Annotated in this window: 11 protein-coding genes; 6 read left to right on the top strand and 5 right to left on the bottom strand. The window is 60.4% G+C overall.

Annotated features, from left to right (window positions below; all coding sequences use genetic code 11):
- A partial coding sequence (zipA, locus tag AACS18_RS18195) for a cell division protein ZipA (protein ID WP_258228767.1) occupies window positions 1-778 on the top strand: 778 nt, incomplete at its 5' end.
- Window positions 779-877: 99 nt separating this feature from the next.
- Complete coding sequence (ligA, locus tag AACS18_RS18190; protein WP_108612950.1) at window positions 878-2,884, top strand: NAD-dependent DNA ligase LigA; 2,007 nt, start codon at window positions 878-880, stop codon at window positions 2,882-2,884.
- Window positions 2,885-2,966: 82 nt separating this feature from the next.
- Here the strand turns inward: ligA and AACS18_RS18185 are convergent, their stop codons facing one another.
- A complete protein-coding gene (locus tag AACS18_RS18185) occupies window positions 2,967-3,941 on the bottom strand; it encodes an ABC transporter substrate-binding protein (protein ID WP_108612949.1) in 975 nt (324 codons plus the stop codon).
- A gap of 444 nt (window positions 3,942-4,385) precedes the next feature.
- Between AACS18_RS18185 and nrdD the strand changes: the two genes are divergently transcribed.
- The 4 genes from nrdD to AACS18_RS18165 all read left to right on the top strand — a co-directional run bounded on the left by nrdD (window position 4,386) and on the right by AACS18_RS18165 (window position 7,917).
- The gene (nrdD, locus tag AACS18_RS18180; protein WP_042079841.1) at window positions 4,386-6,503 is read left to right on the top strand and encodes an anaerobic ribonucleoside-triphosphate reductase; all 2,118 of its coding nucleotides are present in this window, start codon (window positions 4,386-4,388) and stop codon (window positions 6,501-6,503) included.
- Between the two features lie 100 nt (window positions 6,504-6,603).
- A complete protein-coding gene (gene nrdG / locus AACS18_RS18175) occupies window positions 6,604-7,113 on the top strand; it encodes an anaerobic ribonucleoside-triphosphate reductase-activating protein (protein ID WP_108612948.1) in 510 nt (169 codons plus the stop codon).
- 64 nt (window positions 7,114-7,177) lie between these two features.
- Window positions 7,178-7,348, top strand: coding sequence for a YqaE/Pmp3 family membrane protein (locus AACS18_RS18170; RefSeq protein ID WP_005338440.1), 171 nt, complete (start codon window positions 7,178-7,180; stop codon window positions 7,346-7,348).
- Window positions 7,349-7,524: 176 nt separating this feature from the next.
- Window positions 7,525-7,917, top strand: coding sequence for a TonB family protein (locus tag AACS18_RS18165; RefSeq protein ID WP_108542479.1), 393 nt, complete (start codon window positions 7,525-7,527; stop codon window positions 7,915-7,917).
- 57 nt (window positions 7,918-7,974) lie between these two features.
- Here AACS18_RS18165 and AACS18_RS18160 read toward each other — a convergent pair whose 3' ends face one another.
- The 4 genes from AACS18_RS18160 to AACS18_RS18145 all read right to left on the bottom strand — a co-directional run bounded on the left by AACS18_RS18160 (window position 7,975) and on the right by AACS18_RS18145 (window position 11,552).
- Window positions 7,975-8,331 (bottom strand): MliC family protein, encoded by a 357-nt coding sequence (locus AACS18_RS18160; protein WP_042055249.1) that lies wholly within the window; start codon window positions 8,329-8,331, stop codon window positions 7,975-7,977.
- A gap of 142 nt (window positions 8,332-8,473) precedes the next feature.
- Window positions 8,474-9,238: a substrate-binding periplasmic protein gene (locus tag AACS18_RS18155; RefSeq protein ID WP_108612947.1), complete on the bottom strand. Its 765-nt coding sequence runs from the start codon at window positions 9,236-9,238 to the stop codon at window positions 8,474-8,476.
- Window positions 9,239-9,409: 171 nt separating this feature from the next.
- Window positions 9,410-10,507, bottom strand: a complete 1,098-nt coding sequence (locus AACS18_RS18150) for a DUF2955 domain-containing protein (protein ID WP_219927575.1) — start codon at window positions 10,505-10,507, stop codon at window positions 9,410-9,412.
- A complete protein-coding gene (locus AACS18_RS18145) occupies window positions 10,497-11,552 on the bottom strand; it encodes an HlyD family secretion protein (RefSeq protein WP_108612946.1) in 1,056 nt (351 codons plus the stop codon). The genes AACS18_RS18150 and AACS18_RS18145 overlap by 11 nt, the downstream gene beginning before the upstream one ends.

The raw sequence follows: 11,552 nt of genomic DNA, 5'->3' as shown, positions 1-11,552 counted from the left end.
CTATGAAGAAGAGGAAGCATACGATGAGCCTCAGCCCGAAGTGGTAGAGGAAGAGCCCGCTGCACCCGTGCGCAAGCCGGCGCAGGTCAATCGTCGTACCCCGGTTTACCGCTCCCGTCCCCAGCGCGAGCCTGTCATGCAGGTTCAGGATGACGAGCCGCTGGTCGAGCCAGCCTATGCAACTGCGCCGACTTTTGGCGTGCGCAACGAGAGCGTGCGTGCCGAGCCGGTGCGCGCTACCGAACCCGAATACAAACCGCAGCCCCGTCACGTTGCTCCCGAGCCCGTGTATGAGGAGCCGGTCTACGAAGCGCCGGTTGAAGAGCCGCGCGTTGCTGCCCAGCCGGTCGAGAAGATTTGGCAGGACGTTTATGTCATCAACCTGATGGGGCGTCCGGGTCACGAGCTGCAAGGGGCTACCCTGCTCTCCTCCCTGATGGCGCTTGGCTTCAAGTTTGGCGAGATGGATATCTTCCACCGTCACGAAGATGCCAATGGCAAGGGGGAAGTGCTCTTCTCCATGATCAACATGGTCAAGCCGGGTACTTTCAATCCCTATCGGATGGAGCAGTTCACCACACCGGGTGTCTCCCTGTTCATGCAGTTGCCCCTGCGCAGCAATGCCGCATTTGCCTTCGAGGACATGCTGCAGGCCGCTGATCAGCTGGCCAGCGATCTCGATGCCATGCTGACCGATATGGAGCGCAGCCCGCTGAGTGACGAGACTATCGCCCGTTACCGTCATGAGCTGGCTGCCTACGAGGCCAGCCGCGACTAATACGCCATGCGGGTCGAATTAATCAAAGTGCGGTACCCAGGTACCGCATTTTTGTTTCTACCCTAGGCCGTATGTTCAATCACACTTCGAGACTTTTTCATGAGCGATATCCTCTCCCGCCACCGTCAATTGTGTGAACTGCTTACCGAATACGGTCACCAGTACTATGTGCTGGATAACCCCACAGTGCCGGATGCCGAATACGACCGTCTGATGCGCGAATTGATCGCACTGGAGGCTGACCACCCCGAGCTGAAAACCCCGGCTTCGCCGAGTGTGCGGGTCGGCGGTCAGCCGCTGACCGCCTTCAAACAGGTGCGCCACGAGATCCCCATGCTGAGTCTGGATAACGTCTTTAGCAGCGAAGAGTTGCAGGCGTTCGAACAACGCATGAGCGATCGCCTCAAGCGTGAAGTGCGTTTCACCTTCTGCTGCGAGCCCAAGCTCGATGGTCTGGCGGTGAGCTTGCTCTATGTAAATGGTCAGCTGGTGCAGGCGGCCACCCGGGGCGATGGCGCCACCGGTGAGGAGATCACCGAGAACGTGCGTACCATCAAGGCCATTCCGCTCGCATTGCGGGGCTCTGGTTGGCCCGAACGGTTGGAAGTGCGTGGCGAAGTCTTTATGCCCAAGGCCGGTTTCGAGGCGATGAACGCCAAGGCACTGGCCGCAGGCGAGAAGGTGTTCGTCAACCCGCGTAACGCCGCCGCCGGCAGCCTGCGTCAACTCGATTCACGCATCACCGCCAGTCGTCCCCTGAGCTTTTACGCTTACGGTGTCGGTGTTGGCGGCGAGCAACTGGGCGACTCTCACTTTGGCCGTCTGACCCAGCTCAAGGAGTGGGGGCTGCCGCTCAGTCCAGAGGTGAAGCTCAAAGAGGGGGCCGCCGGTTGTCAGGCGTTCCACGACGACATTCTGGCCCGCCGTGGCGAGCTCCCTTACGAGATCGACGGCGTGGTCTACAAGGTGGATGCCATCGCCCTGCAAGAGGAGCTGGGCTTTGTGGCCCGCGCCCCGCGCTGGGCGACCGCCCACAAGTTCCCGGCGCAGGAAGAGATGACAGAGCTCGAGAACGTCGAGTTTCAGGTCGGCCGCACCGGCGCCGTGACCCCGGTCGCCAAGCTTAAACCGGTGTTTGTCGGCGGTGTGACCGTATCCAACGCCACCTTGCACAATGCTGACGAGATTGAGCGCCTCGGCGTGATGATTGGCGATACCGTGATCGTGCGCCGGGCGGGGGATGTGATCCCGCAGATTGTCGCCGTGGTGGAGGCGCAACGCCCAAGCGATGCCCGTGCGATCCTCTTCCCGACCGAGTGTCCGGTCTGTGGCTCTGCGGTGGAGCGGTTGGAAGGGGAAGCGGTTGCCCGTTGCTCCGGTGGCCTGTTCTGCGAGGCGCAGCGCAAGGAGGCGATCAAGCACTTCGCCGCCCGTCGCGCCATGGATGTGGATGGCCTTGGCGACAAGATTGTCGAGCAGTTGGTGGACAAGGGGCTGGTGAAGACTCCCGCTGATCTGTTCAGCCTCAATGCCATCCAGCTGGCCGGTCTTGAGCGGATGGGGCAAAAATCGGCCCTCAATCTGGTAGCCGCCATCGATGCGGCCCGCAGCACCACCCTGCCGCGCTTCCTGTTTGCCCTGGGGATCCGCGAAGTGGGGGAGGCGACTGCGCTCAACCTTGCCAACCACTTCCTCACCCTTGATGCACTGCGCGCAGCCTCGGTGGATCAACTGCTCGAAGTGGCCGACGTGGGCGATGTGGTGGCCAAGCATGTCTACTACTTCTTGCGTCAGCCCCACAACGTGGAGGTGCTGGAAGCCTTGCTGGCTGCCGGCATCCACTGGCCGGCCATCGAGAAGAAAGAGGCCGCGGAGCAACCCTTTGCCGGCAAGACCTTCGTGCTGACCGGCACCCTGACCACCTTGTCGCGCAACGATGCCAAGGCGGCACTGCAAGCGCTGGGAGCCAAGGTGGCGGGTTCGGTATCTGCCAAGACCGATGTGCTGGTCGCGGGGGAAGCGGCCGGTTCCAAGCTGACCAAGGCGCAGGAGCTCGGCATTACCATCTGGACCGAAGAGGAGCTGCAACAGGCGTTGCAGGGCTGATAGCCCTCACCAAGCCTGCTAACCGCAGCACCCGATAAAAGAGAACCCGGCATGGCCGGGTTCTCTTTTTTTGTTTCGGCGGTCACTCACGCCAGAGGATCTTGTGGCGCCATTTGTCGGGTACTGTGAGCTGCCAGCGGGCCAGCTCGCTCTTGCTGAAGACATATTCGCCGCGTAAGGCCGCGCGGGGGGAGATGGTACGGGGCAGGGTGCCCGCCAGTATGGTGTTGATGAGGCTGGCTGCCTGTATCCCCTGATCGTGGCCGTCCAGCACCAGCCCGCCGATGGCCATCCCCTTGCCGACGGTAAACTCCCAGAAACAGAAGAGCGGCACCGGCGTGTTGGCGCTGGTCCACTCCAACACTGTCTTTTCGCTCACATGCTTGCCATTGTCATCGACCAGCGTGTGGTAGAGGCCGAGGAAGATTGCCTGATAGCCGTTCTTCTTGGCGTTGAGCACCGCCTCCTGCCAGAGGCTGTAATCCCCCATCAGCTGGCTGTTGATCCGGGTCTGGCCGACTCGTAGCTCGGTCTGGGTCTTGAATTCATCCTCGATGGCGGTGAGGGCCACATTACTGGAATCAAACAGAACCAGTGCTTTGTCGAGCCCCCCCATCATCTGGCTTATTTCGCTGATGTTGCGTTTGAGCAGGGGGCGCTCCAGCACGCCGGTGATCTTGGGGTGGCCGACAAAGCCCTTGAGGCGGGGATTCTCGTTCATGCCGAGAAAGACCACCGGGGTACCCAGCGAGGTGATCTCGTTGGCTAGATAGTTGATGGCGTTGTCATCCCCCAGTACTACCAGATCCGGTTTGCTCTTCAGATAAAAGGCGATGGCTTGCTGGGCGATCTCGTCGAACTTCTCCCGTGGATGGCGTTTGGTGTCCATATAGAAGTGAGTGATCTTGTGCTCCCCCTGCAAGCCATCGAGCAGCCCTTTGTTGTAGCTTTGGTCCCACAGGTATTCGGGATGGTAGCTGCTGATCACCAGAATGTTGGCGGCCCAGAGCGGCAGAGAGAGGGTGGATAACAGTAGCAACGGCAGGGAGGTGCGCATGGGTTGTCCCTTGTCGAGGGGGAGAGAGTTCTTGTTCAGTATGGGCGGTTTTGGTTGGCGCTGTCATCTCGAAACCGGTGCTGTAGGGGGCGATTTTTTTCGGGTGGGCGGATCGGACGCCAGCCCGCACCCCGCTTGAGGTTGGATTTGAGTGGAGCTCTTTTTGGTTGGTCGTGAACTGTCCCGCTCGCTGAAAAACCTGTTCTGGATCAAGAAATGAGGCTGCGCTTTGGTGCCTAATAGACACCACATATAGGGACGCATTCGTTTTTAATCCCTATATGTGGTGTTATTAAGCTGTGTATAAGCTGTTCCCCTCCTATCTTCAGCCCAGGCTTGTCAAGCCTCGGCTGAATTTATTTGCGTCCAGGATGAGATGCCGGGAGGGGGGCCCAACAAGGGTGAGCCAGAGGCAAATGCCTGGCCTTTTAACGGGGAAAATCCATGAAACCGGTTGTGATCAAACGTGACGGATGTCGCGCACCATTCAATGCCCAGCTGATTGCAGAGGCGGTCAGCCGTGCGGCGGAAGCGGTCAATCAGGCCAATCCGGCACTCGCCTCCCGCATTGCCAATGCGGTGAGTCAGGAGCTGGAAGGGCGTGGTGAAGTTGATATCCACGAGATCCAGAACCGGGTCGAAAACCACCTGATGGCTTCCGACGATAAGGCCATCGCCCGTGCCTATATCGAATATCGCCATGACAGGGATCAGGCTCGCGAGGCGCGCGGCCGTCTGGCGCAGGAGATCCGCGGTCTGGTCGAGCAGACCAACGCCGCCCTGCTCAACGAGAATGCCAACAAAGACTCCAAGGTGATCCCGACCCAGCGCGACCTGCTGGCCGGTATCGTCGCCAAGCACTATGCCACCAGCCACATGCTGCCCCGTGATGTGGTTCAGGCCCACGAGAGCGGTGATCTGCACTTCCACGATCTCGATTACTCACCTTTCTTCCCGATGTTCAACTGCATGTTGATCGATCTGAAAGGGATGCTGACCCACGGCTTCAAGATGGGCAATGCGGAGATCGATACCCCGAAATCCATCAGCACCGCCACGGCCGTGACCGCCCAGATCATCGCCCAGGTGGCGAGCCACATCTATGGCGGCACCACCATCAACCGCATCGACGAAGTGTTGGCCCCCTATGTGACCATCAGTTGGCAGAAACACCGTGAAGTGGCCGAAGAGTGGGGCATTGCCGATGTGGAAGCCTACGCCATGGCTCGCACCGAGAAAGAGTGTTACGACGCATTCCAGTCGCTGGAGTACGAGGTCAACACCCTGCACACCGCCAACGGTCAGACGCCGTTCGTCACCTTCGGCTTTGGCTTGGGGGACAGTTGGGAGTCGCGGATGATCCAGCGCGCCATCCTCAGCAACCGCATCGCCGGCCTTGGCAAGAACAAGAAGACCGCCGTGTTCCCGAAACTGGTGTTCGCCATCAAAGATGGCCTCAACCACAAGCAGGGCGATCCCAACTACGACATCAAGCAGCTGGCGCTGGAGTGTGCCTCCAAGCGGATGTATCCGGACATCCTCAACTACGACCAGGTCGTGAAAGTGACCGGCTCCTTCAAGACCCCCATGGGCTGCCGCTCTTTCCTCGGCGCCTACGAGGAGAATGGCGAGCTGATCCACGAAGGTCGCAACAACCTGGGGGTGGTGAGCCTCAACCTGCCGCGCATTGCCCTGAAATCCCGTGATGAAGCGGACTTCTGGGATCGTCTCGATGCCTCCCTGCGGGTCGCCAAGAAGGCGCTGATGTACCGCATCACCCGTCTGGACGGGGTGAAAGCACGGGTTGCACCGATTCTCTATATGGAAGGGGCTTGCGGCGTGCGCCTCAAGGCGGACGACAACGTCAGCGAGATCTTCAAGAACGGTCGTGCCTCCATTTCCCTCGGTTATATCGGGGTTCACGAGACCATCAACGCCCTGTTTGGTGACAAGGTGCACCTGTTTGACAGCGCCGAGCTGCAACAGAAAGCCATCGCTATCATCGCCCGTCTCAGGGCGGCCATCGATGAGTGGAAAGAGGAGACGGGCTACGGCTTCAGCCTCTACTCCACCCCGAGCGAGAACCTCTGCACCCGCTTCTGCCGCATCGATGCCAAAGAGTTTGGCGTGGTATCCGGCGTGACCGACAAGGGTTACTACACCAACAGCTTCCATCTCGATGTGGAGAAGCAGGTCAACCCGTACGACAAGCTAGACTTCGAGGCGCCTTATCCGCCCATCGCCAGTGGCGGTTTCATCTGCTACGGCGAGTACCCCAACATCCAGCACAATCTGGAAGCGCTCGAAAACGTCTGGGACTACAGCTATGACAAGGTGCCCTACTACGGTACCAACACCCCCATCGACGAGTGCTACGACTGCGGCTTTACCGGCGAGTTCGAGTGCACCTCCAAGGGCTTTACCTGCCCGCGCTGCGGCAACCACGACCCCGCCAAGGTGTCGGTGACCCGCCGTGTCTGCGGCTACCTCGGCAGCCCGGATGCGCGCCCCTTCAATGCGGGCAAGCAGGAAGAAGTGAAGCGCCGCGTCAAACATATGTAAGCGCTGCAATGATGAAGAGCTGGCCCCTGACTCAAGGGGCCATTTTCATTGGAGGGCGGCAGTTATGCCGCTGTCCCGTGAACGAGGCAGGAAACAAGCGATGCACTACCACCAATACTATCCGGTCGATGTGATTAACGGCCCCGGCACCCGTGCCACCCTGTTTGTCTCGGGCTGCGAACATCAGTGCCCCGGCTGCTACAACCAGAGCACCTGGCGCCTTGACGGCGGCAAGCCGTTCGATGAGGCGATGAGCGATCGCATCATTGCGGATCTCAGCGACAGCCGCATCAAACGGCGAGGTCTGTCGCTCTCCGGCGGCGATCCGCTCCACCCTGCCAACGTGCCCCACGTGCTGGCGCTGGTGAAACGGGTGCGCGCCGAGTGTCCGGGCAAGGATATCTGGTGCTGGACCGGCTACCGGCTCGGCGAACTGTCAGAGGCCCAGCGCGAGCTGGTGGCCTTGCTGGATGTGCTGGTGGATGGCAAGTTTGAAAAGGAGTTGGCAGACCCGGGCCTGCTATGGCGTGGCAGCAGTAATCAGCAGATCCACGACCTCAACGCCTGGCGTGATGCGGGTGAGCGAATTCCCTGTCTGGTTTGCAGTTGAAGTCCGGGATGTTTATGGTTAGCCCATTCCAATCCTGACGACATTATTGAAAAGGAGAGCCGAGATGAACAATCTGCTCAAGATCCTGCTGGCCATTTTCCTGCCCCCGGTGTGCGCTTTTATCCAGGTGGGCTTTAGCCTGCACTTTTTAATCAACATAGTGCTGACCCTGATGGGCGGTCTGCCGGGCATGGTCCATGCGCTCTGGTTGGTGGTGAGCGACAAGCGCGGCTGATGCCAGCGTATGGTTAGTGAGCTTATTGACGATAAAAGGGCCAACCTCTCGGGGTTGGCCCTTTTGTTAATGTTCATACGAATACTTTTTCGTTAGGATGGGTGACTGACCAAGCGGGCCGCGTTGAGCGTCCCGCAGTCCGGCAACAAGCACCGGCAGAGAACAAGGAGCGTTACATGAAGTGGAAAGTCGCAGTATGGTCAGGTCTGGCAGTGACACTGTTGCTGGGGTGCTCATCCCGTCAGGAGGTGGCGCACGAGCGCGCTCCGATCGCTATCTCTCTCGAGCAGTTGTCCAGCTACTGGGTTCAGGAGAAGCAGTGGTCATGGCTTGGCAATGACGAGCCGGCCCTGCCGGCCAAACCGGTCAAGGGGTATGTGGAAGTTCGCTATCAAATCGACGCCAGCGGCACGCCGGTCAAGCCTGAAGTGGTGGCGGCCGAGCCCCCCGGCGAACTGGAACAGAGCGCGCTGGCGACCCTCTCGCGGATCCGCTACAGCCCGGCAGAGGGCAACCCGGATGCCATTCCGGTCGAGGTGACCAACCGCTTCGAGATCGAGATCAACTGATCCCCCACCACTCTGATGCCAGAGTAAAGAGAGACCCCGGCCAGGCCGGGGTCACGTTTATTGCTGTTTGCAGTCGTTGTAGGCGGTCTGCCACTCGCCATCCTGATCCCGAAGCTCGACAAAGCCCTCATCCCCCTTGTTCCACCAGACGGCCTCATGTTCGTCCGTATAGCGGGCGCCAGAGGCTGAAATGGCCTGGGGCAGGGTGTAATCCTTGCCGTCCGGCAGTGACAGCTTGATAAAGTTGAGGCTTTCGTCGGAGAGGGAGAAGTAGCGCACCTGCACCTTCTTGCCCTGCTCGCACTGGTAACTGACCGGTTCGCCACCAGTGACTGAGAGGGTATTGCCCTGATTACAGCCAGCGAGCAGGCCGAGGGCCAGCGCACCAGCGGCCATCATATGTGCCTTATTCATGATTACAGCTCCATTGGTGTCATACGGGCGTGAGCCTAACAGGTTGCCGTTATTGTGCAATCCGCGGGGCCATTCGGTGCGTCGCTCGCTGTCCGGCCTACCGCGCGAGTATGAGGGGGCGCAACCAGGAAGGCATCGTCAATCAGTAGAGGCCAAGTCTGGTTTCAAACTGGCGGATCAGCGTCTCATAGATGCCGTTGTTCTTGATCTTCTGCAGCCCCTGTTCGAACTGTTTGGCCAGCGCTTCCCCTTGCGGGTGGTGGCGGGAGAAGGCGAGCCAGAAGCCATCAGTGGAGAGCTTGCCAACCTTGACCACCTTGCCGATCAGCTGCTTCTGCTGGATCTTGAGGTAGCCCGGCATGCCGTTCATCAGGATGTAGTCGACCCGGCCGCGGACCAGCATCTCGAGGATCTGGGCATCGGATTTGGCTTGAAAGCGGGTGATCCTGGGGTTCTCCATAAAATCGGTAGGGTAGGTGTAGCCGAGGGTGATGCCCACCCGCTTGCCCTCCAGCGAGGTGAGCTTGAGATCCCGTTGCGGGTCGCTGGCAAGGGCGAAGATGGCAAGATCCTCCTCGAACATGGGGGTATCGTGCCAATGGTACTGGTAGCGGTTCTCTTCGGTGATGGTGGCGTTGAAGCACCCCGCAAGTTTGCCGCTTTTCGCATCGTGCATGCAGCGGGCGAAGGGGAGGGTGCGAAAGACAATCTCGATCCCTTCGGCGGCGAACACCGCCTTGACCAGCTCAGGCGCCAATCCGTGGGGCTGGTCATCCTCATTGTCCTTGTCGCGCTCGCAGTAGGGGGCCCAGTCATCTTCGGCACCAATGACAAGCGGGGTGGTCCCGAGCGGGCTGGTAGCCAACAGCATCAGACAAACCAGCCATTTTTTTAACAACGGAACCATAGGTACACCTCATCGACAGCAGCCTTACAAGCATAGCCGTACTTCTGCGCTGAGCTGTGGTGGTGGGGGGATGACAAGGGAGGAACACGAGGGAGAGAAAAAACGCCCCGGCAGGCGACGGGGCGAAAGAGAGCTCATCCATGGGCTGACAACAGTGCTTACAACAGGAGATCAATAACCGAAGCGGGTCGCCTCGAAGCGATTGAGCAGCCGATGGACGAGGTAGCAGGCCAGCAGGGTGACCACGATGGCAAACAGGATGCTGCTCACCCGGTAGAGGGCGCTGAACACCAGATCGTTGCCCGGAGTGAGGTACTGGCCAAACAGGATGCCGAGGGTGGTGAGGGCGCCAAAGCCGACCCCGGAGCCGCCTGCCTCCTTGACGTGGGCATGGCTGAACAGCATGGCGCCGAGCCATAACAGTGGAGCGACCAGCAGCAGTTGTCCTGACCAGTCATAGAGCAGCAGCTGGCCGAGCAAGCCGAAGGTGACACCCAGCAAGGTGCCCATCGCCCGTTTGCGGGCATAACTCAGCGCACCGTTCCAGTGCATGGGGAACAGCACCAGCAGGGTTGTGGCCTGGGCAGACATGGAGTCGCGCAGGTCAAACACCTGAAATACCAGAAACGACAGGGTGGCCACCGTGGCCCCCAGCAGGGCTTCATGGCGCATCCGGTGCGGCGCCTTGGGGGCCGAGGCTGGCTTGGGTCTGGCCTCCACATCCGGGATCAGCATGGTCATCAGATAGGCGATTAGTACCGACAGCACGCTCGCCCAGATATTGTTGAGGATCAGGTCGTTGAGGTCGGTCTGCGGATAGCTGGCAAAGTGCAGCATGATGCTGAGGCTCAGCACCCCGTTGGCCCCGAACAGAAACAGGCTGCCCCGCGACATGGCGGCGAAGCGGTAGAGAAACAGCATGAAGGCGATAGGGGTCATCAGCGCCGGATGGCTGCCAAACAGTCCCCCCAGCAGCCCGACCTCCACCCCACAGACCACCGCCGCCGCGATCAGCTGGCGCGCGGCATGGCCATTCATCACCGGCACCATCCCCAGCAGCAGCACCGGCGTGACCGTATAGAAGACCCCGTAATTCCAGCCAAACAGCTTGCAGAGCAGAAAGCCCGTGGTGCAGCCAAAGGCGATGCGCAGGCACTGGCGCAGCTCGTTGCCGGTGAGGGGCCGATACCAGAGGTGAGTGGCAGCACCACCGGCGGGGTGTGCTGGGGCGGTATTGGCCGACGGATGAGTGGCGTGGTTAGTAGACATAATGGAGCAGGCTGAGCAGGTGGATCTGGCCCCGTGCCAGCATGGCGGTCAGGGCATTGTCCGGCAGCAGTTGCACCGTGGCCCGCGCCCCGGCTGGCAGATGATCGGGGAGCTGCTCCAGCTCGAGGTGCAGCCGCATCCGCTGGGCATCCCGTACCCAGCGATCAGACTCCACCGGCGCGGCCAGTCGACCATTGGCATCAAATTGACCGGCACTCACTCCGGCATCCAGACTGCTTACCCGGGCAGGATAGAGCTGACCCGGCTCGCCATCGAAGGCCACCAGTGCGCGGGTTTGCTCGCCGACATGGCGCAGGCTCTTCTCCCGAAAATCGGCTATGACATCGACCTGTTCCGACACCAGCGCCAGCAGCGGGCTGCCCGCGCTGGCGATACTGCCCGGCTTGAGCTGCAGGTTGGTGATGGTGCCATCCTGATCCGCGTGGACCCGGCTGTAAGAGAGGGCCAGCTGCGCTTGCGCCAGCTTGTTGCGGGCCTGGCGCAGCAACAGATTGTCCTCACCGGTCACGCCACGACTGGCCTTGATCTGGGCCAGTTTGGCCTGACTGGCGCGCAGGTTGGCCTGGGCGCTGCGCAGGGCGCTGTCAGCCTCATCTTTTTGTTGCAGCGAAACCATGTGACGTTGGTAGAGCGCATCGATCCGCTCAGCCTCGCGCCACTTCTGGCTGGCCAGGGTCTCCTTGGCGTTGATCTCGGCAACGGCGGCGGTCAGGGCGGCATCCAGTTCACTGTTCTGCTGCTCTGCCTGCGCCAGCGCAAGGCGGGCTTGCTCCACTGCCAGTTCAAAAGGGGCCGGATCCAGCCTGAACAGCAGATCCCCCTTCTTGACCTGCTGGTTGTTGTGAACGGCGACCTCGATCACCTTGCCGCTCACCTGGGGGGCCAGCTTGGTGACCACCCGGGTCGCCATCGCCTGAGGGGTGAGGGGCATCAGCAGGTTGGCTATCAGAAAATAGGCAAACAAGGTGGCAAAGCCAGCCATGGACCATTTGATCCAGCGGGTAAATTGTTGATCCGGAGTCAT

Source organism: Aeromonas sp. HMWF015, assembly GCF_963878965.1.
Lineage (GTDB): Bacteria > Pseudomonadota > Gammaproteobacteria > Enterobacterales > Aeromonadaceae > Aeromonas > Aeromonas veronii.
This window is presented reverse-complemented; position numbering and strand designations above follow the sequence as displayed.

Coding starts and splice junctions, on each gene's coding strand:
- ligA (WP_108612950.1), top strand. CDS start 878: ATGAGCGATATCCTCTCCCGCCACCGTCAATTGTGTGAACTGCTTACC.
- AACS18_RS18185 (WP_108612949.1), bottom strand. CDS start 3,941: ATGCGCACCTCCCTGCCGTTGCTACTGTTATCCACCCTCTCTCTGCCG.
- nrdD (WP_042079841.1), top strand. CDS start 4,386: ATGAAACCGGTTGTGATCAAACGTGACGGATGTCGCGCACCATTCAAT.
- nrdG (WP_108612948.1), top strand. CDS start 6,604: ATGCACTACCACCAATACTATCCGGTCGATGTGATTAACGGCCCCGGC.
- AACS18_RS18170 (WP_005338440.1), top strand. CDS start 7,178: ATGAACAATCTGCTCAAGATCCTGCTGGCCATTTTCCTGCCCCCGGTG.
- AACS18_RS18165 (WP_108542479.1), top strand. CDS start 7,525: ATGAAGTGGAAAGTCGCAGTATGGTCAGGTCTGGCAGTGACACTGTTG.
- AACS18_RS18160 (WP_042055249.1), bottom strand. CDS start 8,331: ATGAATAAGGCACATATGATGGCCGCTGGTGCGCTGGCCCTCGGCCTG.
- AACS18_RS18155 (WP_108612947.1), bottom strand. CDS start 9,238: ATGGTTCCGTTGTTAAAAAAATGGCTGGTTTGTCTGATGCTGTTGGCT.
- AACS18_RS18150 (WP_219927575.1), bottom strand. CDS start 10,507: ATGTCTACTAACCACGCCACTCATCCGTCGGCCAATACCGCCCCAGCA.
- AACS18_RS18145 (WP_108612946.1), bottom strand. CDS start 11,552: ATGACTCCGGATCAACAATTTACCCGCTGGATCAAATGGTCCATGGCT.